The organism is Aeromicrobium sp. CF4.19, assembly GCF_051262555.1.
Lineage (GTDB): Bacteria > Actinomycetota > Actinomycetes > Propionibacteriales > Nocardioidaceae > Aeromicrobium.
In genome coordinates, this window is sequence record NZ_JBIMEU010000001.1 from 59,644 (window position 1) to 81,421 (window position 21,778).

Below are 21,778 nucleotides of genomic sequence, written 5' to 3' on the forward strand. Positions count from 1 at the left end.
CGCCCCGCCCCACCACGGTTGGACTCAGGACTCCTCGTACCCGCCCTGCTCCTGCAGCATGGCCGCGTAGGCATCGACCTTCTCGACGAAGTCCTCGTGGGAGAAGACCATTCCCTCGGCGTAGAGGCTTCCCATGCCCGCGACGTTCATGTTCTGTCGCATGTACTGGTTGAGCCACTTCTTGGAGAACCTGACCCCCACCTGGTCGTAGGACTGCAGCTTCTCCACCATCCCCGCGACCTCGGCGTCGACCTGGTCGACCGGGACGCAACGATTGATGAGCCCGATGTCCAGCGCCTCCTGAGCGCTGGCCACCTTGTCCAGCATCAAGAACTCCCTGGCTCGCCCGAGTCCGATGCGGGTCGGCCAGACCAAGGAGCCACCGTCGCCGGGCACGACGCCGAAGCCGGAGAGGTGGGGGTCGCTGAAGGTCGCATCCTCTGCAGCGACGACGAAGTCGCAGGCCAGGGCGATCGAGGCTCCCAGGCTGTGTGCTCCCGGAGCGAACACCTTCGCGATCGTGGGCTTCTCGCAATTGATGATGTCCCGGATGATGTCCTCGGCCTCCTTGAAGATCTTCAACATGTCCTTGTAGACGGCGAGGTGCTTGACCCACTCGATGTCGTAGTTCATCGGGTTGAGGAAGCTGCGATCCTTGCCTGTCAGCACGACCACGTCGGCGGAGGACTCGTGAGCGATGCGGAAGACCTTGGCCAGCCCTTCGTGCGTGGCGTCGTCCAGCCGACCGACCTCGATCGTGAGGACCCCGGCCTCCTCGGTGATGTCGATGTTGCCCAGTTCGTTGGCCATGATGGTGAACCTTTCGAGACGGTGGAACATGCCGGTACGCGCACCGGCATTCACGATGGTGCGGCGCGGTGTGGTGCAGGTCTCACCATTCCCGACCTGGCCCGGCCCCACCATCCCCAGAAGTGGGTGTTTGGAACCGGCGTCGAAAGTTCTGACCCATCCGGGCCGGGCACGGCTGCGAATCATCGACACAGGGTCTTCGCGGACCCACGGTTCGCAGGCACAGCCAAGGAGGTCAGATGTCCAGCATCAGCCGACTCCCGGCTCCCATCCAGGAGTCCTATGAGTGGCAGCACCAGGGAGCGTGCAACGACGCCGACCCGAGCACCTTCTTCTCTCCCGAGACCGAGCGTGGGCCGCGGCGCCGCGCCCGCGAGGCCGCGGCGAAGGCACTGTGCGAGCAGTGCCCGGTCGTCACGCAGTGCCTGGAGCACGCGCTGGCGGTCAAGGAGCCCTACGGCGTCTGGGGCGGCCTGAACGCCACCGAGCGCGGCCACCTGCTGCGCCGCGACGTCGGCTGAGTACCTCGTCGACGCGCGGACGGATGGACCCACGTCGGGGAGAGGCTACCGTCGAATGCTGGCGGCCTCAGTGGTCCGCGGCCACGGGTTGGGCTTGCAACCCTGCAGCCCCTTGGACTGCTGCTGCATGATCGGAGCCGCCCGGCCGCGTCCCACGCAGCCGACGTGACCCTTGCCGAACCAGTGTCCTGTCTCGTGGTTGACCACCATGTGACGGTAGGACGTGATCGACTTGCCGGCCGCACGCCATGCCCGCGTGGACGTTCGCCAGCGAGCCTCGTTGATGATGACGTTGCGCCCCACACGGCAGCTCCACTTCGTGCTGCAGGCGCTGGAGTAGCGCGGCACCCGACTGGCCTTGGCCATCACGACCGTGAAGTGACCGCCGCTCTTGACCTGCTTGAACTTGACCGCGCCTCGGCGCCAGCCGCGGGCATCCTCGTAGATGGCGGCGAGGCGCTTGCGGGTGAGCGCCATGTCCAGCCGTGAGCCGTCGTTGACGACGCTGTAGGTGACGGTGCGTCGCGGGTCGTGCAGGTGACGCACGACGGCCGTGCGGTCCGAGACCGGGCCCATCGTCTTGCGGTTCCCGGCCCGGTAGGCGGTCACCCGCACCGACATCTTCTTGCCCACCTCGTCGTGCGTCATGACCCGGGTGCGCTTGGTGGAACCCTTGCCCTTGATCGGCCGACCGTCACGGAACCAGCGATACCTGAAGGTCAGGCCCGATGCCTTCCACGTGCCGGGGTTGGCGGTGAGCTTCTTGCGGTATCGCCGCTCCCCGGAGATCGTGGGCTTGCTGCCCGGGGTGAGCGGGCTGACAGCGGCGACCGCCACCGTCGTCGCGGCCTCGGCCGCGGCGAGGCTCGGTGGGGCGACCTGGACGGCGACCGCCCCGGCCGAGCTGGGCGCCAGGCTCACGACCAGAGCCATCAGCACGGCGGCGACCAGGCCACTACGTGTTCTCATCGTCACTCCCAGAAGATTCGTTCCACCACGCCGCGTGCGTGCCGGGTGGCACGCAGGTAGTCATCGACCATGCGTTCGTTGTCGTCCACACCGTACCCGAGCAGATGCGCCACGCCTGCCCGTTCGCGAACCTGCTCCACCATCGACTCCGCCGGCTTGGCCCGCATCAGCACGACGGCGTTGCGGATCCGGCTCACCAGGCGCCACGCAGACTCGAGCTGTTCGGCATCGCCTGCGTCGATCAGCTCGGCCTCGACCGCCGCGTGCAGAGCCTCCAGCGTCCCGGTGGTGCGCAGCCCGGGCACCGCGTGCGCGTGGCGCAGCTGCATCAGCTGGACCGTCCACTCGACGTCGGCCAGCCCACCACGGCCGAGCTTGAGATGGGTGTTCGGGTTGGCGCCGCGAGGCAGTCGCTCGGACTCCACACGCGCCTTGATCCGGCGAATCTCACGGATCTCCTTCTCACTCATCCCCTCGCTCGGCCAGCGCAGCGGGTCGATGAGGGCGGTGAAGCGCTCGCACAGGTCCGGGTCGCCGATGCTGGCGCGGGCACGCAGCAACGCCTGGGCCTCCCACACGGCGGAGTACTTCTCGTAGTAGGAGCGGTAGGCGGCGAAGGAGCGCACGAGCGGGCCGTTGCGTCCGTCGGGACGCAGCTCGGCATCCACCTCCAGCGGCGGGTCGTCGCCGGCGGCCGCGAGCGTCGTGCGCAGACCGGTGGCCACCGCCGTGGCAGCACTGGCGGCCTCGGAGTCGTCGGCGTCCGGCAGGGGGTCGTGGACGAACATGACGTCCGCGTCGGAGCCGTACCCGGACTCCCGACCGCCCAGGCGTCCCATCAGGACGATGGCCATGCGGGTGGGCAGCGGACCTCGCTCGGCCTCCACCGCCGCGATGGACGCCGTCAGCGCCGCAGAGAGCGTGGCCTCCGCGACGTCGGAGAGGGCCCGGCTCGCCTGCGTGACCTCCAGACGGTCCAGGACATCGGCGATGCCGACCCGGGAGAGCTCACGACGCCGGATCCGTCGCACCGCCCGGATCGCGTCGGCCGCCTTGGTGTGTCGCCGCGCCGCCAGCGTCATCTCCGTGCGGAGCCGCTCCAGGTCGCGGGGGACGAGCTCGGTGTCGTCGCCGAGCAGCGCGACGGAGTCCGGGGCGCGCAGGATCAGGTCCGTCACGTACCGGCTGGAGGCGACGACGAAGGCCAGCTGCCGGGCCCCCTCCCCCTCGTCACGCAGCTTGCGCAGGTACCAGGGTGTCTCCCCCAGCCCCTCGGAGATCTTGCGGAACGCGAGCAGCCCACCGTCGGGATCGGGTGACTCCGCGAACCACTCCAGCATCGCGGGCAGCAACGAGCGCTGGATGGTCGCCCGGCGCGAGACCCCGGACGTGAGCGCCTTGATGTGCGTGAGCGCGCCCTTGGGGTCGGAGAAGCCCAGCGCCTTGAGCCGGTCCTCTGCGGCGTCGGTGGTGAGTCGCAGGCCCTCCACGGGGATGGACGTGACCGCCTCCAGCAGCGGCTGGTAGAAGAGCTTCTCGTGCAGCCGCCGCACCACCCGCTTGTGTGCCTGCCACTCACGCTCCAGGGTCTCGCCGGCGTTGAGGGCGAACCCCATGCTGCGTCCGAGGCGTCGCAGGTCCTCCGGATCGTCCGGGACGACGTGGTTGCGCCGCAGCTTGTACAGCTGGATGCGGTGCTCCAGACGTCGCAGGAACTCGTACGCCTCCTGCATCGTGGCACCGTCACGCCGGCCGACGTAGCCGCCGTCGATGAGGGCGCGCAGGGCCACGAGCGTCGTGGGGCTGCGCAGCGAGTCGTCCGCGCGTCCGTGCACCAGCTGCAGGAGCTGCACCGCGAACTCGACGTCGCGCAGCCCGCCCGCACCGAGCTTGAGCTGGCGGTCGCGGTGGTGGGAGGGGATGTTGTCGATGACGCGCTTGCGCATCGCGCGGACCTCGGGCACGAAGTTGTCGCGGGTGCTCGCCTCCCAGACCATCGGCGCCACGGCCTCGAGGTAGGCCTCGGCCAGCTCGACGTCGCCGGCGGCGTAGCGGGCCTTGAGCAGGGCCTGGAACTCCCAGGTGGAGGCCCAGCGCTCGTAGTAGGCGACGTGGCTGGCGAGCGTGCGGGTGAGCGGGCCGTTCTTGCCCTCCGGCCGCAGGTTGGCATCGACCTCCCAGATCGAGCCCTCACCCGTGTGCTCCGAGCACAGGGCCATCGTGCGGGACGCGAGCCGCGTCGCGGCCTTCAGCGCCTGGTCGTCGTCGGCCCCGTCGGCCGGCTCGTGCAGGAAGATGACGTCGACGTCGCTGAGGTAGTTGAGCTCGCGCCCCCCGGTCTTGCCCATCGCGATGATGGCCAGCCGCGCCTTCTCCTGCCCCGGCACGTCCTCGCGGGCGAGGTCGAGCGCCGCACCGAGAGTGGCGACGGCGAGATCGGCGAGCTCGGCCGCCACCTGCTCGAAGGTGGTGATCCCGGCGAGGTCCCGTGCCGTCACGTGCAGGAGCTTGCGCCGGTAGGAGATCCGCAGCTCATCGAGGTCGTCGGCGCGGCCGAGCTGCTCGCGCATCCGATCGAGCGTCAAGGGCTCGCGGGCCAGCCGGTCCGAGGCGAGCTGCTCGATGTGCTCGGGGTGCCGGACGAGGAACGTGCCCAGGGCGTCGCTCGTGCCGAGCACCAGCAGCAGGCGGGCACGGAGGTCGTCGTCCCCGCGCATCGCGGTCAGGAGACGTTCGGCCCCCCAGGACTGGGCGATCGCGGCCAACGAGGCGAGCGCGGTGTCCGGGCTCGGGGCACCGGCGAGCTGCTCGACGATCGCGTCGTCGATCCCTTCGATGTGGGCGATGTTGGCCGCCGCCGCCTCCCCGTCGAGGAAGCCCCGGCGGGCCAGGGCGAGCTCCGGCGTCTCGCTCACAGTGTGGGCATGAGGCGATCGATCTCGAACTGCGTCACCTGCGAGCGGTAGTCCTGCCACTCGGCACGCTTGTTCCGCAGGAAGAAGTCGAAGACGTGCTCACCGAGCGTCTCCGCGACGAGCTCGCTGCTCTCCATCGTGCGGATCGCCTCGTCGAGGTTGCGCGGCAGCGGCGGGATGCCCATCGCCCGTCGCTCGCCCTCGCTCAGGCTCCACACGTCGTCCTCGGTCTCCGGCGGAAGGTCGTAGCCTCCCTCGATGCCCTTGAGCCCCGCGGCGAGCACGAGCGCGAAGGCGAGGTAGGGGTTGCAGCCGGCGTCGATGCCGCGGTGCTCGATCCGGGCCGACCCGCTCTTGTGCGGCTTGTACATCGGCACCCGCACCAGCGCGGAGCGGTTGTTGTGGCCCCAGCAGACGTAGTTCGGGGCCTCGCCGCCGCCGGCGAGGCGCTTGTAGGAGTTGACCCACTGGTTCGTGACGGCAGTGATCTCCGGGGTGTGCTCCAGGATGCCGGCGATGAAGGCGCGACCGGTCTGGGAGAGCTGGTACTGCGCACCGGCCTCGTAGAACGCGTTCTCGTCGCCCTCGAACAGCGAGACGTGCGTGTGCATGCCGGACCCGGGGTGCTCGGTGAAGGCCTTGGGGATGAACGAGGCCCACTTGTCCTGGCCCAGGGCGACCTCGCGCACGACGGTGCGGAAGGTCATGATGTTGTCGGCCATCGAGAGGGCGTCGGCGTAGCGCAGGTCGATCTCCTGCTGACCGGGTCCGCCCTCGTGGTGGCTGAACTCGACACTGATGCCCATGTTCTCCAGCATCGTGATGACCTCGCGGCGGAAGTCCTGGCTGGCGCCCTGCGCCGTGTGGTCGAAGTAGCCTGAGTCGTCGACCGGCTCGGGCCGTCCGCCCAGCGGGGGCTTGCCCTTGAAGAGGTAGAACTCGATCTCGGGGTGCGTGTAGTACGTGAACCCGGCGTCGCCGGCCTTGGTGAGGGCTCGCTTGAGCACGTGCCGCGGGTCGGCGTAGGACGGCGAGCCGTCGGGCATGGCGATGTCGCAGAACATGCGGGCCGTCGCGGGGGTCTCGCCCCGCCACGGCAGGAGCTGGAAGCTCGTGGGGTCGGGCTTGGCGAGCATGTCTGCCTCGTGCACGCGGGCGAAGCCCTCGATGGCCGAGCCGTCGAAGCCGATGCCCTCGGCGAAGGCACCCTCGAGCTCGGCCGGCGCGATCGACACGGACTTCAGCGAGCCCAGCACGTCGGTGAACCACAGCCGCACGAAGCGGACGTCGCGCTCCTCGATGGCCCTGAGGACGAAGTCTTCCTGCTTACCCATGGCGTCATCCTCGCACGCTTCGTGTGACAGGCAGATGACGCTCGGACCGGTGTCCGTGGGCGTCCCCTAGGCTCGACTCGTGCCCCAGCTGCGTCTCGCCCTCGCCCAGGTCAATCCCACCGTCGGGGACCTCCACGGCAACGCCCAGCTCGTCCTCGCCTCGGCCCGGGACGCAGCCGCGCAGGGGGCGCACCTGCTCGTGCTGCCGGAGATGGTGCTGGCCGGCTACCCGATCGAGGACATGGCCTACCGCGCCTCCTTCATCGAGGCGTCGCGAGCCGCCGTGCCGCGGCTGGCCCAGGCCCTCGCCGAGGAGGACCTCGGTGACCTCGTGGTCGTCGTCGGCCACCTTGGCTCGGCCAAGGACCACGTGGACGTCGAGCGGCTCGGCGTGCCCAAGAACGCGCCCACGAACTCCGCATCCGTCCTGCACGGTGGCCGGGTGGTCACCCGCTACGACAAGCACCACCTGCCCAACTACGGGGTCTTCGACGAGTTCCGGCACTTCGTCCCCGGCGACGAGACCCAAGTGGTCCAGGTGCATGGCATCGACGTCGCCATCGCCATCTGCGAGGACATCTGGCAGGACGGCCCGTCGGCGGCGGCGGACGCGGCCGAGGCCGGGCTGCTCGTCGTGCTGAACGGGTCGCCGTACGAGGCGGCCAAGGACGACACCCGCCTGGAGCTGTGCTCCCGTCGGGCCCGCGAGGGCGACTGCGCCCTCGCCTACGTCAACCTCGTCGGCGGCCAGGACGAACTGGTCTTCGACGGGGACTCGCTCGTCGTCGACGCAGCCGGCGAGCTCGTGGCGAGGACGGCGCAGTTCGAGCCGGAGCTGCTCGTGGTCGACCTCGACCTGCCTGCCGCCACCGCCCCGATGCCGGACACCGGCACACGCTTCCACGGCCTGAGCGTGCACCGCACCGTCGTGTCCGCCGAGCCGCTCGGCTCGTACGAGCCGCTCGACCCGGCAACCGTCGCAGAGCGCTGGGACGACCTCGGCGAGCGCTACTGGGCCATCGTGCTCGGGCTGCGTGACTACGTCCGCAAGAACGGCGCATCGTCGGTCCTGCTGGGCCTGTCCGGCGGCATCGACTCCACGCTCGTCGGCGCGATCGCCGTGGACGCCCTCGGCGCGGAGAACGTGCACGGCGTCTCCAACCCCAGCGAGTGGTCCACCGAGCACAGCCGCTCCGACGCCGCCGAGCTGGCCCACCGCACCGGTCTGGACCTGCAGACCGTCCCCATCGCGCCGATCTTCGACGCCTACCAGGAGGCGCTCGACCTCGGCGGCGTCGCCGAGGAGAACCTGCAGGCGCGCATCCGGGCCGTCATCTGGATGGGGCTGTCCAACCAGCACGGTCACCTGGTGCTGGCGTGCGGCAACAAGTCCGAGCTGGCCACCGGCTACTCCACGATCTACGGCGACGCCGTCGGCGCCTACGCCCCCATCAAGGACCTGCCCAAGACCCTCGTGTGGGCGGTCTCCCGCTGGCGCAACGCGTGGGCCGAGAGCCGCGGCGAGGCGCCGCCGATCCCCGAGAACGCCATCAGCAAGCCACCTTCGGCCGAGCTGCGTCTCGGCCAGCTGGACTCGGACTCGCTCCCGGAGTACGAGGTGCTGGACGCCGTGCTGGACGCGTACGTGGAGCGGGACCTCGGCACCGCGGAGGTCATCGCCGAGGGGCACGACCCCGCCCTCGTCGAGCGCATCGTCACCCTCGTCGACCGTGCGGAGTACAAGCGGCGCCAGTACCCACCGGGTCCCAAGGTGAGCCGCCGCAACTTCGGCCGCGACCGCCGCGTCCCGATGACGAATGCGTGGCGCGAGTCCCTGTAGGCCGTGGCAGGATGGGGTCGTCCGTGGACCCCCACCGAGGGGCTGCGAGAAGGAGGCACCAGATGTCCGAGAACGCCCCTGCCCGAAACCCCACCACCTCACCCGACGTCCGTCGCGTCCGCACGCATCACCTGCGGCAGTGGAAGCTCGAGGGTCACAAGTGGGCCATGCTCACGACCTACGACCAGTACACGGCCAAGATCTTCGACGACGCCGGGATCCCGGTGCTGTTCATCGGGGACTCCGCCGCCAACAACGTCTTCGGCTACGAGACGTCGCTGCCGGTGACCGTCGATGAGCTGCTGCCGCTCGTCAAGGCGGTGGCCCGCACGGCCGAGCGCGCGCTCGTCCTGGCGGACCTCCCGTTCGGCTCCTACCAGCGCTCCCCCGAGCAGGCCTTCGACACCGCGGTCCGGTTCATGAAGGAGGGCGGAGCGCATGCCGTGAAGCTCGAGGGGGGCTCCGAGATGGCCCCGCAGGTCAGGCTGCTGGCCGACTCCGGCATCCCCGTCATGGCGCACATCGGCTTCACGCCACAGGCCGAGCACAGCCTCGGCGGCTACCGCGTGCAGGGCCGCGGCGACACGGGCCAGCGACTCGTGGACGACGCCGTCGCGCTGCAGGATGCCGGTGCGTTCGCCGTGGTCATGGAGATGGTGCCGGCGCCCGTCGCGGCCGAGATCACCCGGCGGCTGCACATCCCCACCGTGGGCATCGGTGCCGGCGTCGACTGCGACGCCCAGGTGCTGGTGTGGCAGGACGCGATGGGTCTGCGCACGGGTCGGGCGCCACGCTTCGTCAAGCGCTACGCAGACCTGCACGGCGTCATCTCCGAGGCGGCGACGGCCTTCGCCGAGGACGTCGCCGGGTCGACCTTCCCCGCTGCGGAGCACTCCTTCGAGAGCTAGCGTGGATGACGGCCACCGTCATCAACAGCTCGGAGATCTCCATGACCACGTTCGCCATCATCGGAGCCGGTCGCGGCTTGGGCGCGACCGTCGCACGCCGCTTCGCGTCAGAGGGCTTCGAGATCGCCCTCGTCTCCCGCAGCGCCGAACGCGTCGAGTCGCTCGCTGCTGACTTGCGCGCCGAGGGGGTGAGCGCCCGTGGCTACGTCGCCGACGTGCGTGACGTAGCCTCCATCGCCCGGACGCTCGATGAGGTCACGGCACAGCAGGGGCCGATCGAGGTGCTGCAGTACAGCCCCCTGCCGGACAAGTCCTTCCTGCGTCCGGTGCTGGAGACCACACCGGCCGACACCGCGGCCGCGGTGGAGTTCTCCGTCTACGGCCCGATGGCCGCCGTGCACCAGGTCCTGCAGGGCATGCGGGTCATCGGTCGGGGAACGGTGCTGTTCGTCAACGGTGGCTCCGCGGTCAAGCCGGGCGCCCACGTCGCCGGGACGTCGATCGCGTTCGCGGGGCAGTCCGCCTACGCGCAGATGATGCACGAGACGCTCGCACCCGAGGACATCCACGTCGCCCAGCTCATCATCCCGGGAGCGATCGAGGAGGGCAGCGCGGAGAAGGACCCCGACGTCCTCGCGGAGAAGTTGTGGACCATCCACGCCGAGCGCGGCGAGTTCCGCACCTACGCGGCGTCCATGGAGGGCGAGGACTGACTCCTCAGCTCACAGGCTCCAGCCGAGTGCGAGGACGCCGACGGCGTTGACGGCGCACCACGCCACCAGCGCCATCAGCGGGACCGCCGGAGCCAGGGCGGGCCGGGCTCTGATCCAACGCCTCAGCACCGGGACGAAGCAGGCGAGCACGACGAGGTGCAGCAGCACGCCCCACCACGGCGCGTACAGGACGGTGGAGATGACCAGCCACAGCATCACCACCAGGCCGACGACACCGACCCAGGGGCCGGAACGTTCCGGCTTCACGTCCGGTCGTCGGTGCGGGGGTCGTTCCAGTCGGGGTCCTCGTCCCAGGCCTCGTTGCGCTCCTGCACCGTCTCCAGCGCCCGGGACGCCTCGTCGCTGGTGGCGTAGGGGCCGAGCCGATCCTTCGCCCGACAGCCCTCGGGGCCCTCGACCGTCTTGTGCTTGAGGCAGAAGTAGTACGCGGTGTCAGCCATGGGTTCATCCTGCCTCACCGGCGGTGTGGCGTCGCTCGATAGCATCGGCGGGTGAGTGTCCTGAGCCCTGGGCGCGTCTCCGCGGAGCGCGCCGTCCCCTCGAGCATCGACCGACCCGAGTACGTCGGGCAGTCCGCTCCCCTGCCGTACCGGGGCCCACTCGTGCGCGACGCCGACGTCATCGCCAGCATGCGTGTCGCCGGCCGGATCGCGGCAGGTGCGCTCGATGCCGTGGAGGCGGCGATCGCCCCCGGCGTCACGACGGACGAGCTGGATCGCGTGGGTCATGAGTACCTCGTCGCCCACGACGCCTACCCGTCCACGCTCGGCTACCGCGGCTACCCCAAGTCGCTGTGCTCCAGCGTCAACGAGGTCATCTGCCACGGCATCCCCGACGACCGCCCGCTCTCGGACGGTGACCTCGTCAACATCGACATCACGGCGTACATCGGGGGCGTGCACGGCGACACGAACAAGACCTACCTGGTGGGCGACGTCGACGAGGAGTCGCGCCTGCTGGTCGAACGCACCCGGGAGGCCACGATGCGGGCGATCCGCGCGGTCAAGCCGGGGCGTCGGATCAACGTCATCGGGCGGGTCATCGAGTCCTACGCCGCTCGCTTCGGCTACGGCGTGGTGCGCGAGTTCACCGGGCACGGCGTCGGACCGGCCTTCCACGACGGCCTCGTGGTGCCGCACTACGACGACCCAGATGCGGACACCGTCATCGAGCCAGGCATGACGTTCACGATCGAGCCGATGTTGACGCTCGGCTCGGTGGAGTGGGACCTGTGGGACGACGGCTGGACGGCCATCACCGCCGACGCGTCGCGCACCGCCCAGTTCGAGCACACGCTGCTGGTCACCGACGACGGGGCAGAGATCCTCACCCGCTCGGACGCACCGTGCTGACCGCCGTCCTGCTCCTGCTGCTGGGCATCGTGGTGATCCTCGCGATCATCGCCGCGAACGGCTACTTCGTGGCGCAGGAGTTCGCGTACATGAGCGTGGACCGCTCCCGCCTGCGTGCCGCGGCCGCCGACGGGGACGCGGCCGCCGAGCGGGCGCTGGCGGTCACCGGACGCACCTCGTTCATGCTCTCCGGTGCCCAGCTCGGCATCACCGTCACCGGACTGCTCGTGGGCTACGTCGCCGAGCCCCTCGTCGGTGAGTCCCTCGGCACGCTGCTCGGTGGCGTGGGCGTTCCCACGGCGGTCGGCATCAGTGTCGGCACCGTCATCGCCCTGGTGCTGTCGACCGTGACGCAGATGATCTTCGGCGAGCTCTTCCCCAAGAACCTGGCGATTGCCAGCCCCGATCCACTGGCCCGGCGGCTGGCTCGCTCGACGCAGATCTACCTGGCCGCCTTCGGGTGGCTCATCACGGTGTTCGACCACGCGGCCAACGCCCTGCTGCGCCTGATCCGCATCGAGCCCGTGCACGACCTCGACTCCAGCGCAACGGCTCCGGAGCTGGGGCGGATCGTGGCGGACTCCCGCTCCACCGGCGACCTGGCGCCCGGCCTCTCCCTGCTGATCGACCGGATTCTCGACCTGCCCGACCACGACGTCGAGCACGCCATGATCCCGCGCTCGAGGGTCGGGACCGTCCGGTCCGACGCCACCGCCGGGGACGTGCGACGTCGGATGGCCGAGGAGCACACGCGCTATCCCGTGCTCGACGACGAGGACCGCGTGGTCGGAGTGATCGGGATGCTGCAGCTGCTGGACGCGAGCATCGACGACGACGCGACCGTCGGCCCGCTGGCCATGGAGGCCCTGGTGATCCCGACGCTGATGTCCCTGCCCGACGCGCAGACGGAGTTCTCGCAGAACCGAGCCCAGCTCGCCTGCGTCGTCGACGAGTACGGCGGGTTCACCGGCGTGCTCACCCTCGAGGACCTCGCCGAGGAGCTCGTCGGCGAGATCACCGATGAGCACGACACGTACGAAGCCGACATCGTCGTGCCCGAGGCGGACGGCGTCTGGCTCATCTCCGGTGATGCCCACCTCGACGAGGTCGAGCGAGCCGTGGGCCGCCGACTGCCCACGAGCGACGTCGAGACCGTCTCCGGCCTGGTCATCGACGCCGTCGGTGACCTGCCGGACGTGGGCGATGTCGTGCGTGTGGACCTTCCCGAGGATCCCCGTGAGGTCATCGAGGACGACCAGGTACGTCGAAGCCTCGACCTGGAAGTCCTGGAGGTGGAGCACTACGTGCCACACCTCATCCGGGTGAGTCTGCGCGAGCAGTCGATCGACGAGGACTCGGAGGGAGACCGATGAACCCCTGGGTGGTCACCGCCGCGACGATCGGTCTCATCGTCCTCAGTGCCTTCTTCGTCGTCATCGAGTTCGCGCTGCTCGGCGCACGGCGTCACCGTCTCGAGGCGGTCGCGGCGACCAGCGCCTCCGCTCGCGCGGCACTGCGCGGGATGAACGAGCTCACCATCATGCTGGCCGGTGCCCAGCTCGGCATCACCGCCTGCACCCTCGCCCTGGGTGCTGTCACCAAGCCGGCCATCGACTACGCACTCTCACCGGTGCTCGTCGATCTCGGCATGCCCGGGTGGTCCGCCGGTGCGCTCGCCTTCGCGCTCTCGCTGCTGCTGGTCACCTTCCTGCACCTCGTCGTGGGAGAGATGGTCCCCAAGTCCTGGGCGATCGCCCATCCCGAGCGGGCCGCCGCCATCATCGGCATCCCGGCACGTGGATTCACCTGGGTGGTGCGACCGCTGCTGCTCTGGGTCAACGCGATCGCCAACCGCCTGGTGGCCCGCACCGGTGTCGAGCCGGTGGACCAGGCCGCCGTGGGTGGCCAGGACGCCGAGACGATCCGCCAGCTGGTGGAGTACTCGACGAGTGCCGGTGCGCTCGACCCCGAGTACAGCCCGCAGATCCTGCAGGCCCTGGAGCTGGAGAGCCTGGACGTCAGGGCTCTGGTGCGGACCGATCGGCCGCTCACGTCGGTACCCTCCGACGCCACGGTCGAGGACGTCAAGGAAGCCGCCCTGCAGTCCGGTCACCTCCGGATCCTCGTGCAGCCCGAGGACGCCGGGATCGCGCAGGTCGTCCACGTGCGCGACACGCTGCTCGAGCCGCCCGGTCGGGCGATCAGCGAGCTGTGGCGCGAGCCCCTCCGACTCGACGCCGACACGCTCGTGCCCGACGCACTGCACCGGATGCGCTCCACCAGCACCCAGTTCGCGGTCGTCCTTGACGACGGTGAGCTGCTGGGTGTGCTGACCATGGCCGACCTCGTGCACCGGCTCCTGCGCGAGTCCGACCGGGCCGAGCAGGAGGAGGCCTGAGCGCCGAGCTCACCGCCGCGGACGCGTGACGAGCGTTCGAGCGAGCCGGTGCTCGGCGGGTGAGGCCTCGGTGGGTCTGATCCGGTGCTCGGCGGCACCGGCGGGGGCGGTGTGTCCGGAGGGCAGGACCCACTGGAGCACTCGGTGTCCCTTGAGCGTGTGGTGTCGTCTGCACAGTGCCCAGACGTTCTCTGCAGTGGTGGCCCCGCTGGGCCAGGGTTCTCGATGATCCAGATCGCATCGTTCGGCCGGAATGCGACAGCCGGGGGCCCGGCAGATGCCGTCCCTGAACTGAATGGCCTTGGCCAGGAGCTCTGGTGCGAAGCGACCGACGTACTGGTGAGCGAGAATGTCGTCGCTAATGGGGTCGATCAAGATCTTGTGCCAGAACGCAGTTCCGGTGAGTGCCTCGTCGAGGATCCAGGAGGCGGGGACGGCCCAGGAGCCGTCGGCGGAGGCGGCGAATCCGTTCTTGAGTCCGGTGAGGACATCGGCCTCGATGGTCACGGCGACGTCGGCGACCAATGTGGTCTCGGTCGACTCTGAGGTGGTGGTCCAGGAGGCGAGGAGGTCGGCCATCCTCTGAGGCTTGGTGCGTGGGTCGGCGGCACCCAACGCCTTGGCCTCGCGGACGAGGCGCTTCTGGATGGCCGCGGCGACGTGGGAGGGGAGGTAGGCGTTGAGCCAGGCCATCGAGTCCTCGACGTGCACGACCTCGACGTGGCGGTCCTCGCGGGCCTTCTCGGCGCGCTCGCGCTGCAGGTCCTCCTCGACCCGCAGGACGAATCGCTTGAGCCAGATCCGGAGCTCGGCGACGGTGTGGCCGGTGGCGTAGGCGATGACCGATCCGTCCAGCCGCAGCCAGGACTCCTCACGCTCCAGGCGATCCAGCGTGGAGGAGATCTCCCGGACCCGGGCGGCATCGATGCGACCAGCCTGGAAGGCCAGCCACGCGTGCGGTGCCCGCTCGCGGACCCGGTCGGCGACCGCGAGCCGGGTGTGCACTTGCGCCTCGGACAGACCCGATGCCTGGGCAATGTCCAGGACGACTCCGGCCCGCTCAGCCAGCCGCCGCAACGGCGACGCGATCGCATCGATCCGGGCCAGCTCGGCGTCACGGTAGGCCACCATCGCCTCCCACTCACCGGCCTCGGCCTGCGCGCGAGAGCGCACCAGCGCGGTCAGCTGACCGACCTCGGTGACTCCCGCGATCTCCATAAATCAAACATACGCTCGACCACCGACAGAACTGTCACCCACTGCGGGCCCGGGGCTGGGCTGCGTCAGCGACGTGCGCGCAGGTCGACCAAGGCCGACGGCCCAGTGGAGGACAGGCGCCGGCGCGAATGAGTCGGCCTGTAAGCCGGATTCTGTCCCACCCTCTCGGGCGGGGGCGACCATCCATCTGGGGCGCCCATTGCTGGGCGCCTCGGTGCGACCTACCTGCCGACGTCGGACGAGCAGCCCGTCGACATTCTGGTCTTGCTCCCGGTGGGGTTTGCCGAGCCACCGCCGTCACCGACGGTGCTGGTGAGCTCTTACCTCACCGTTTCACCCTTGCCCGCACCCACGCTCCGAGGAGCGCGGGCCGTTGGCGGTCTGTTCTCTGTGGCACTGTCCCGCACGTCGCCGTGGGTGGCTGTTGGCCACCACCGTGCTCTGTGGAGTCCGGACTTTCCTCGACGGTTGCCCGCCGCGGCCGCCCGGCCGACTCATTCGCTCCCACATGATGCGGGTCGCACGTACCTCCGTGCAACCTGCCCTCCCACTACGCTCACCCCATGCATGCCGAGACGGACGAGCCGGTGGGCAGCGACGCCCGCTCCGCGGAGGTGGCCGGCGTCCGGCTGCTCGAGCAGCCGGTCGTCTACGCCATCGTCAATCCCGGCTACGACGCGAGCCGGGCGCTCGCGACGGTCCGCGAGGACGAGGGCATGACCGTCGTGATCGGCCAGGAGGAGGCCGACGACGACGGGCTGGTCTATGAGTTCGTCGGGGCCTGGATCACGCTGCGCCAGCAGACCGCCCTCGAAGCCGTGGGCATCACCGCGCGACTCAGCTCTGCCCTCGCCGAGGCCGACGTGCCCTGCAACGTGGTCGCCGGATTCCACCACGACCACCTCGTCGTGCCGTGGGACCGACGTCACGCAGCCATGCAGGTGCTCGATGGTCTAGGCTGAGGATCACGAAAGGGAGTAGTCCCCAACGGCTGTGTCGACATACTGATCCTGGGCTCACGGAGTCTGAGATCCGGTGCAGCAGGCCAGGCTTCTGGCGGACGAGACTTTCGACCGACACGTCATGTGACATGTCCGGTCGAGGCTCGTCGTACGCACTCGCTCCTCGTCCGGACGGACCAGGAGCCTTTTCATGTTGTACGCGCTGGTGCTCAGCACCGCCGTCATCTTCGTCGCCGAGCTGGGCGACAAGAGCCAGCTCATGGCGATGGCCTTCGCCACCCGCTACCGGGCCCGCGACGTCCTCATCGGCATCACGGTCGCCACGGCGGTCGTCCATCTCGCGTCCGTGGGCATCGGATTCTGGATCGGCGAGGCGTTCAGCGACTACCAGGGCTGGATCTCCCTCGGCGCCGGTCTCGCGTTCCTCGGCTTCGGCCTGTGGACCCTGCGCGGGGACGAGCTGAGCGAGGACGAGGCGTCCAAGGCCGAGCGCAGCACCGGGGCCGCCCTGCTCGCGGTGGGCCTTGCCTTCTTCCTGGCCGAGCTCGGCGACAAGACGATGCTCGCCACCATCACCCTGGCCACGCAGGAGGACTGGTTCGGCGTCTGGGTCGGCAGCACGATCGGCATGGTGGCCGCCGACGCCCTCGCGATCGTGGCCGGCGCCCTGCTCGGCAAGCGCCTGCCGGAGAACGTCATCAAGTACGCCGCTGCCGCCGCGTTCTTCGTCTTCGGCGTGCTGCTCATGGTCGAGGGCATCCGGTTGCTCTGACGCTCCGGCAGGCCCTCGAGGGCACAGGGAGTAGCGTCGGACCGTGCTCGGCGACGTCCTCCTCCTGCTCCGCGTCGTCGGCTTCCTCGTGGCGATCCTCGTCCTCGCGCGAGCCTGCGCCGCGCACGGTCTCTTCGAGGCGTGGGCGGGGGTGGTCACCCGCTCGTTCCCGGACTCCGCCTCGCGCCGGTTGGCCCTGGCCACCGCCGCGTGCGCCGTCGTGGCTGTCGCGCTCACCGTCGACTCCGCCGTCGTCCTGATGGCCCCGATCCTCGTGGCGGCCACCGCCGTGTCGGCTCGACGTGCCACGGCCTACGCCGCCGTACGGTCCTCCAACACCGGGACGATGCTCCTGCCGGTCTCCAACATCACCAACCTGCTGGCCTTCGGTGCGACGGGCCTGACGTTCGGGCGCTTCGCCTGGCTGGTCCTGCCCGTCTGGGTCGTGGGCCTGGCCCTGGAGTGGGCCGTCGTGCGGTGGTGGTTCCGCGACGAGCTGCACGACGACCCAGCCGTCGCGGCAGCCGATGCCCCCGCCGTCCCGCTGCACTGCACCGCGGTGCTCATCGTGGTGCTGCTGGGCATCGCGAGCGGCCTGGAGCCCTGGATCCCTGCCACCGCCGGCGCCCTCATCCTCACCGCCACCGCGATGCGCCGCCGACTGCTGGAGGTCGACGACGTGATCGAGGCCGCCCAGCTGCCCCTCGCCATCGTCATCATGGTGTGGGGCACCACCGTGATCGCGGCCCGCGACACCGCCGTCGGCTCCTGGGTGCCCGACCTCGTGCCGAGCGGCTCGGGATGGTTCGCCGTGGTCGGCACCGCACTGCTCGCGATGGTCCTCGCCGGACTCGTCAACAACATCCCCGCCACGCTCCTGCTCCTGCCGGGCGCAGCAGCCGGCGGACCGGTCATCGTCCTGGCCATGCTCGTCGGGCTCAACGTCGGCTCCAACCTCACCGCGATCGGCTCGCTGGGCAACGTCCTGTGGTGGCGCACGACGGGGTCGACGCTGACCACGTGGCGGGAGTTTCACCGGATCTCGCTGGTCACGACGCCACTGGTCGTGGTGGCGTGCGCCAGCACGCTGTGGGCGTGGACGAGCCTGCTGGCCTGATCGATAGGCTCCCCGGGTGCTGATCCTGCTCCCGCCCTCGGAGGGCAAGACCACTCCCACGAACGGTCCGACGCTCGACCTCGACACCCTCGGATCCCCCGGCCTGACGCCGGTCCGACAGCGCATCCTCGCCTCGCTCGTGCGCGTGTGCCAAGGCAACCGCGATCGTGCAATGGACCGGCTCGGGCTGGGCCCCACCCAGGCCGATGCCGTCGAGCGCAACGCCACCCTGGTCGAGCAGCCGTGCGCCCGCGCCGACGCCGTCTACACCGGTGTGCTCTACGCCGCCTGGGACCCGGCGGGACGCTCCGCAGACGCCCGGCAACGGGCCGACGAGACCGTCGCCATCACCTCGGGCCTGTTCGGCCTCCTGCGGCCGGGCGACCTCGTCCCCGCCTACCGGCTGTCGGGCGCCGTCACGCTGCCACGTCTCGGCACGGTCGCCGGACTCTGGCGCCCGGCTCTCGGCCCCGAGCTGTCCGAGCGTGTCGGGGACGGCCTGCTCGTGGACCTGCGCTCGGGCACGTACGTCAACCTGCACAAGCCCCGCGGCGCCCTGGCCGAACGCACTGCGACGCTGCGCGTGCTGCACGAGAAGGGCGGCAGGCGCTCGGTCGTGAGCCACTTCAACAAGGCCACCAAGGGCCGCATCGTGCAGGCCCTGTTGGAGGACGGTGGCGACCCGCGCGACGTCGACGAGCTGTCCGCCGCGCTGCGCGACCTCGGCTGGACGGTCGAGCGCGACGCCGGACGACTCGACGTCGTCGTCACCGAGGTCTGAGGCGCCCCGGCGGCCCTACTCGGGAACGACGGAGAAGTTCTTCAGCGACGGCGTGGCGTCGGGCCACCACGCGATCGTCGTGATGCTCGCCGGAGCGAGCTCCATCGCATGGATGACGCTCATCGGAGCACCGAGCGCCTCGCGGACCAGCATCTTGATCGGCGTCACGTGACTGACCACCACGACGGTGCGCCCCGGATGGTCGTGCAGGATGCGGCCTCGCGCCTGCACGGCACGCTCGTACACGGCGTCGAACGTCTCGCCACCGGGCGGGGCCACGGCCGTGGACCCGAGCCAGGCCTCGAGCTCGTCGGGCCAGCCGGCCATGATCTCGGCGAAGGAGTGGCCGTCCCACGCACCGAAGGCCGTCTCGGCGACACCGGGCTCGACGTCGACCTCCAGGCCGAGCTCCCGGGCGACGAAGCCGGCGGTCTCCCGGGTGCGACGCAGCGGAGAGGCGATGATCGCGTCGACGTCCAGGGTGCGGTCGATCCACGCCGCGGCGCGCACCGCCTGGGCCTCACCCTCGGGGTTGAGCCCCGGGTCGGACCCACCCGAGCCACAGAAGAGCTTGCGGACGGTGTGGTCGGTGACGCCGTGACGCAGCAGCACGAGCGTCGTCGGATCGCCGTGCATCCGGCCACGCCAGCCCAGCCCCTCCCTGTCAGGCCCAGCGTTGGTGCCCTGCTCCGCCGATGCCGGGGCCTCGGCCAGCAGGTCGTCGGCCTCCGGCGCCGGGTGCGGGGCTGCCGGGGCCGCCGTGCCGACGACGGCCTGGCGACCGGTCCTGGCCTGCTCGTCCAGGGCCTCGTTGGCGAGGGCGTCCGCGGCGGCGTTCTCCGCCCGGGGCACCCACGTCCACTGCACGACGTTCTCGGACAGCTCCCGGGCCCGGGCGGCGAGACGCACCATGTCGTCGTGCTTGATCCTCCAGCGTCCGGCCATCTGCTCGACGACCAGCTTGGAGTCCATCCGCACCTCGACGTCGGCCCCGGGAGCGTGCTCGGCGACCAGCTCGAGCCCGGCGATCAAGCCTTGGTACTCCGCGACGTTGTTCGACGCCGTGCCGATGGTCTCGCCGCACGTGGCGAGCACGGCTCCTGTCTCGACGTCACGCACCAGCGCACCGAAGGCGGCCGGGCCGGGGTTGCCGCGCGACCCGCCGTCAGCCTCGACGACGACTCGCCTGGTCACAGACCTGACTCGACGGTCCGGACCAGGATGCGGCTGCACTCGGGACAGCGCAGCACCTCGTCCTCCCCGCGGGCGGCGATCTCGCGCAGGTCGGCACCGTTCAGCTCCAGACGGCACCCCTCGCAGCGCCGGGCCCGCAGCGCGGCCGCACCGAGGCCGCCGTGCTGCTCACGGACCTTGTCGTAGAGGGCCAGGAGGTCATCGGGCACCTTGGCGACGACGAGCTCGCGGTCCTGCTCGGCCGCGGCCACCCGCTCGTCGATCTCGCTGATGGCAGCGTCGCGGGCAGCCTCGACCTGGCCGAGGTCGGTACGCAGGGCGTCGAGGTCGGAGGTGATGGCCCGCAGTCCGGTCTGGGCCTCCTCGAGCTGCTCCATGACCTCCAGCTCCTCGTCCTCCAGGGTGGCGATGCGCCGCTCCAGGGCGACGAGCTCGTGCTGCAGGCTCTCCAGGTCCTTGGGGTTCTTCACCGCTCCCGACCCGAGGCGCTCCTCGTCGCGGGTGCGGCGGGTCTTGACCTGCTCGACCTCGGCGTCGGCCTTCGTCTGGGCACGGGTCAGGTCAGCGACGGCCGTGTCCGCCTCGATGCGACGCCCGTCGACCTCGTCGACCTGCTCCTGCAGCTCGGCGATCCGCGCGTGCTCGGGGAGCGAGCGGCGGCGGTGCGCGAGCTGGGCCAGGGTGGAGTCCTGAGCCTGCAGGTCGAGCAGGGACTGCTGGGCGGCGTGGTCGGCGTTCAGGGCGAGCTCCTTGCGCTGGTGGTCCGGACCATCGTCCAGGGATCGGTCACGATCGTCGAGACCCGGACGTCCACCGTATCGCCCAGGCGGGCCGCCAGCTCACGCGCCGCGACCGGCAGCCAGGTCCACTCCGCCGCCCAGTGGGGGACGTCCACGACGGCGCAGGCACCCGCCGCTTCGCGATGCTCACTCACCGGGTGGTGCCGAAGGTCGGAGGTCACGTAGACGTCGGCCCCGGCAGCGTCAGCAGCCCCGAGCAGGAAGTCCCCCGATCCGCCGCACAGCGCGACGGTGCGCACCAGTGTGTCCGGGTCCCCCGCAACCCGCGTGGCGCTGTGGTGCTGCGGAAGGCTGGTGGCGACGTGGTCGGCGAACGCGGCGAGCGACATCGGCTCGGGCAGGGTGCCGAGGCGGCCGCTGCCGCGATCGGCCGGGCCCGCCGCGGTCTCCAGCACCTGGTGGGAGACCTCCTCGTAGGGGTGGGCGGAGCACATGGCCTCGCGCACCCGCTCCCGCAGGCGTCGAGGGGCGACGAGCTCGACCCGGCTCTCGTCGACCGACTCCACCACCCCGACCGCCCCGATGGCCGGGCTGGCCCCGTCCAGAGGTCGGAACGAGCCCGTGCCCTCGGCGACGAAGAAGGCTCGGTCATAGGCACCGATCGCGCCGGCACCGGCGTCATGCATCGCAGCGGCCACCGCCGCTGCGTCGTCCCGGGGGACGTGGACCACCCAGGCGTCGAGGGCCTCGAGGTCGGCATCGAGCGGCCGCACGTCGATCAGCCCGAGCGCCAGCGCCATCGACTCCGAGACCCCGAGCGGGGGGCTGTCGGCATTGGTGTGGCACGTGTGCAGCGCGATGCCGTGCTCGATCAACCGGTGCACCACCCGGCCCTTCGGCGTCGTGGCCGCCACGGACGTCACGCCCTTGAGGTAGAGCGGATGGTGCGTGAGCACGAGGTCCGCCCCCCACTCGACGGCCTCGTCCACCACGGCTGCGACGGGGTCGACCGCCAGCAGGATCCTGCGCACCTCCGCGTCGGGATCACCGACGACCGTGCCCACGGCATCCCAGTCGTCAGCCCACAGGGGGTCGTAGAGCTCATCGAGGACGACGACGACGTCGCGCAGGCGGGTCATGCCCAGACCCTATGCGCCCAGACCCTGTGCGCAACGCATCTGCAACCCGCGCCGTCCCAGACTCTCAGCACTCC

General features: G+C 70.4%; 21 protein-coding genes and 1 other RNA gene. 11 read left to right on the top strand and 11 right to left on the bottom strand.

Translation table 11 applies throughout. The features are described 5' to 3' along the window. Positions 1-24 precede the first annotated feature (24 nt). Complete coding sequence (locus ACHAAC_RS00300) at positions 25-810, bottom strand: enoyl-CoA hydratase/isomerase family protein (protein ID WP_435713860.1); 786 nt, start codon at positions 808-810, stop codon at positions 25-27. Positions 811-1,049: 239 nt separating this feature from the next. Here ACHAAC_RS00300 and ACHAAC_RS00305 point away from each other — a divergent pair, with 239 nt between their 5' ends. Next, positions 1,050-1,331, top strand: a complete 282-nt coding sequence (locus ACHAAC_RS00305; protein ID WP_435713861.1) for a WhiB family transcriptional regulator — start codon at positions 1,050-1,052, stop codon at positions 1,329-1,331. 45 nt (positions 1,332-1,376) lie between these two features. On the opposite strand, the gene ACHAAC_RS00310 is transcribed toward ACHAAC_RS00305, so the two are convergent. Genes ACHAAC_RS00310 through ACHAAC_RS00320 form a run of 3 tightly spaced genes read right to left on the bottom strand, consistent with a single transcriptional unit; the run spans position 1,377 to position 6,549 of the window. After that, on the bottom strand, positions 1,377-2,300 hold the full coding sequence (locus tag ACHAAC_RS00310; RefSeq protein WP_435713862.1) for a DUF3152 domain-containing protein: 924 nt from the start codon (positions 2,298-2,300) through the stop codon (positions 1,377-1,379). A gap of 2 nt (positions 2,301-2,302) precedes the next feature. Further along, positions 2,303-5,215, bottom strand: a complete 2,913-nt coding sequence (locus ACHAAC_RS00315) for a bifunctional [glutamine synthetase] adenylyltransferase/[glutamine synthetase]-adenylyl-L-tyrosine phosphorylase (protein WP_435713863.1) — start codon at positions 5,213-5,215, stop codon at positions 2,303-2,305. Beyond that, the gene (locus tag ACHAAC_RS00320; protein WP_435713864.1) at positions 5,212-6,549 is read right to left on the bottom strand and encodes a glutamine synthetase family protein; all 1,338 of its coding nucleotides are present in this window, start codon (positions 6,547-6,549) and stop codon (positions 5,212-5,214) included. The genes ACHAAC_RS00315 and ACHAAC_RS00320 overlap by 4 nt, the downstream gene beginning before the upstream one ends. Positions 6,550-6,628: 79 nt before the next feature. On the opposite strand from ACHAAC_RS00320, the gene ACHAAC_RS00325 reads away from it, so the two are divergent. The 3 genes from ACHAAC_RS00325 to ACHAAC_RS00335 all read left to right on the top strand — a co-directional run bounded on the left by ACHAAC_RS00325 (position 6,629) and on the right by ACHAAC_RS00335 (position 10,010). Further along, the gene (locus ACHAAC_RS00325; protein WP_435713865.1) at positions 6,629-8,389 is read left to right on the top strand and encodes an NAD+ synthase; all 1,761 of its coding nucleotides are present in this window, start codon (positions 6,629-6,631) and stop codon (positions 8,387-8,389) included. A gap of 62 nt (positions 8,390-8,451) precedes the next feature. Next, complete coding sequence (panB, locus tag ACHAAC_RS00330; RefSeq protein WP_435713866.1) at positions 8,452-9,297, top strand: 3-methyl-2-oxobutanoate hydroxymethyltransferase; 846 nt, start codon at positions 8,452-8,454, stop codon at positions 9,295-9,297. A gap of 5 nt (positions 9,298-9,302) precedes the next feature. Next, positions 9,303-10,010 (top strand): SDR family NAD(P)-dependent oxidoreductase, encoded by a 708-nt coding sequence (locus ACHAAC_RS00335; RefSeq protein ID WP_435713867.1) that lies wholly within the window; start codon positions 9,303-9,305, stop codon positions 10,008-10,010. Positions 10,011-10,019: 9 nt separating this feature from the next. Here the strand turns inward: ACHAAC_RS00335 and ACHAAC_RS00340 are convergent, their stop codons facing one another. Continuing rightward, complete coding sequence (locus ACHAAC_RS00340; protein WP_435713868.1) at positions 10,020-10,277, bottom strand: hypothetical protein; 258 nt, start codon at positions 10,275-10,277, stop codon at positions 10,020-10,022. Further along, entirely contained in the window at positions 10,274-10,471 is a 198-nt protein-coding gene (locus ACHAAC_RS00345) for a hypothetical protein (RefSeq protein ID WP_435713869.1), read from the bottom strand. Before ACHAAC_RS00345 ends, ACHAAC_RS00340 begins: the two co-directional genes overlap by 4 nt. Before the next feature lie 51 nt (positions 10,472-10,522). Between ACHAAC_RS00345 and map the strand changes: the two genes are divergently transcribed. From map to ACHAAC_RS00360, 3 genes are read left to right on the top strand one after another with little or no spacing between them, the layout of a single operon-like run. Further along, positions 10,523-11,383, top strand: a complete 861-nt coding sequence (gene map / locus ACHAAC_RS00350; protein ID WP_435713870.1) for a type I methionyl aminopeptidase — start codon at positions 10,523-10,525, stop codon at positions 11,381-11,383. Further along, the gene (locus ACHAAC_RS00355; RefSeq protein WP_435713871.1) at positions 11,377-12,756 is read left to right on the top strand and encodes a hemolysin family protein; all 1,380 of its coding nucleotides are present in this window, start codon (positions 11,377-11,379) and stop codon (positions 12,754-12,756) included. The genes map and ACHAAC_RS00355 overlap by 7 nt, the downstream gene beginning before the upstream one ends. After that, positions 12,753-13,781, top strand: coding sequence for a CNNM domain-containing protein (locus ACHAAC_RS00360; protein WP_435713872.1), 1,029 nt, complete (start codon positions 12,753-12,755; stop codon positions 13,779-13,781). The genes ACHAAC_RS00355 and ACHAAC_RS00360 overlap by 4 nt, the downstream gene beginning before the upstream one ends. Before the next feature lie 9 nt (positions 13,782-13,790). Here ACHAAC_RS00360 and ACHAAC_RS00365 read toward each other — a convergent pair whose 3' ends face one another. Together ACHAAC_RS00365 and rnpB are read right to left on the bottom strand one after the other, a co-directional pair. Next, complete coding sequence (locus tag ACHAAC_RS00365) at positions 13,791-14,999, bottom strand: DUF222 domain-containing protein (protein ID WP_435713873.1); 1,209 nt, start codon at positions 14,997-14,999, stop codon at positions 13,791-13,793. 125 nt (positions 15,000-15,124) lie between these two features. Further along, positions 15,125-15,496, bottom strand: an RNA gene (gene rnpB, locus ACHAAC_RS00370) — RNase P RNA component class A. Positions 15,497-15,562: 66 nt separating this feature from the next. Between rnpB and ACHAAC_RS00375 the strand changes: the two genes are divergently transcribed. From ACHAAC_RS00375 to ACHAAC_RS00390, 4 genes are all read left to right on the top strand, one after another. Next, positions 15,563-15,961, top strand: coding sequence for an ACT domain-containing protein (locus tag ACHAAC_RS00375; protein WP_435713874.1), 399 nt, complete (start codon positions 15,563-15,565; stop codon positions 15,959-15,961). 190 nt (positions 15,962-16,151) lie between these two features. Beyond that, complete coding sequence (locus ACHAAC_RS00380) at positions 16,152-16,733, top strand: TMEM165/GDT1 family protein (RefSeq protein ID WP_435713875.1); 582 nt, start codon at positions 16,152-16,154, stop codon at positions 16,731-16,733. Between the two features lie 43 nt (positions 16,734-16,776). Then, positions 16,777-17,850 carry an SLC13 family permease gene (locus ACHAAC_RS00385; RefSeq protein ID WP_435713876.1) on the top strand — a complete coding sequence of 358 codons (1,074 nt, stop codon included), beginning with the start codon at positions 16,777-16,779 and terminating at the stop codon, positions 17,848-17,850. Positions 17,851-17,866: 16 nt separating this feature from the next. Then, a complete protein-coding gene (locus tag ACHAAC_RS00390; protein ID WP_435713877.1) occupies positions 17,867-18,631 on the top strand; it encodes a YaaA family protein in 765 nt (254 codons plus the stop codon). 15 nt (positions 18,632-18,646) lie between these two features. Here the strand turns inward: ACHAAC_RS00390 and ACHAAC_RS00395 are convergent, their stop codons facing one another. Genes ACHAAC_RS00395 through ACHAAC_RS00405 form a run of 3 tightly spaced genes read right to left on the bottom strand, consistent with a single transcriptional unit; the run spans position 18,647 to position 21,704 of the window. Then, positions 18,647-19,825 (bottom strand): bifunctional RNase H/acid phosphatase, encoded by a 1,179-nt coding sequence (locus ACHAAC_RS00395; protein ID WP_435713878.1) that lies wholly within the window; start codon positions 19,823-19,825, stop codon positions 18,647-18,649. Further along, positions 19,822-20,604, bottom strand: a complete 783-nt coding sequence (locus ACHAAC_RS00400; protein ID WP_435714761.1) for a zinc ribbon domain-containing protein — start codon at positions 20,602-20,604, stop codon at positions 19,822-19,824. Before ACHAAC_RS00400 ends, ACHAAC_RS00395 begins: the two co-directional genes overlap by 4 nt. After that, a complete protein-coding gene (locus ACHAAC_RS00405; RefSeq protein WP_435713879.1) occupies positions 20,562-21,704 on the bottom strand; it encodes a Nif3-like dinuclear metal center hexameric protein in 1,143 nt (380 codons plus the stop codon). Before ACHAAC_RS00405 ends, ACHAAC_RS00400 begins: the two co-directional genes overlap by 43 nt. Positions 21,705-21,778 lie beyond the last annotated feature (74 nt).

Excerpts from the sequence above, each read along its gene's own strand:
- ACHAAC_RS00300 (WP_435713860.1), bottom strand. The coding sequence starts at position 810 with ATGGCCAACGAACTGGGCAACATCGACATCACCGAGGAGGCCGGGGTC.
- ACHAAC_RS00305 (WP_435713861.1), top strand. The coding sequence starts at position 1,050 with ATGTCCAGCATCAGCCGACTCCCGGCTCCCATCCAGGAGTCCTATGAG.
- ACHAAC_RS00310 (WP_435713862.1), bottom strand. The coding sequence starts at position 2,300 with ATGAGAACACGTAGTGGCCTGGTCGCCGCCGTGCTGATGGCTCTGGTC.
- ACHAAC_RS00320 (WP_435713864.1), bottom strand. The coding sequence starts at position 6,549 with ATGGGTAAGCAGGAAGACTTCGTCCTCAGGGCCATCGAGGAGCGCGAC.
- panB (WP_435713866.1), top strand. The coding sequence starts at position 8,452 with ATGTCCGAGAACGCCCCTGCCCGAAACCCCACCACCTCACCCGACGTC.
- ACHAAC_RS00335 (WP_435713867.1), top strand. The coding sequence starts at position 9,303 with ATGACGGCCACCGTCATCAACAGCTCGGAGATCTCCATGACCACGTTC.
- ACHAAC_RS00345 (WP_435713869.1), bottom strand. The coding sequence starts at position 10,471 with ATGGCTGACACCGCGTACTACTTCTGCCTCAAGCACAAGACGGTCGAG.
- ACHAAC_RS00360 (WP_435713872.1), top strand. The coding sequence starts at position 12,753 with ATGAACCCCTGGGTGGTCACCGCCGCGACGATCGGTCTCATCGTCCTC.
- ACHAAC_RS00365 (WP_435713873.1), bottom strand. The coding sequence starts at position 14,999 with ATGGAGATCGCGGGAGTCACCGAGGTCGGTCAGCTGACCGCGCTGGTG.
- ACHAAC_RS00375 (WP_435713874.1), top strand. The coding sequence starts at position 15,563 with ATGCATGCCGAGACGGACGAGCCGGTGGGCAGCGACGCCCGCTCCGCG.
- ACHAAC_RS00380 (WP_435713875.1), top strand. The coding sequence starts at position 16,152 with ATGTTGTACGCGCTGGTGCTCAGCACCGCCGTCATCTTCGTCGCCGAG.
- ACHAAC_RS00405 (WP_435713879.1), bottom strand. The coding sequence starts at position 21,704 with ATGACCCGCCTGCGCGACGTCGTCGTCGTCCTCGATGAGCTCTACGAC.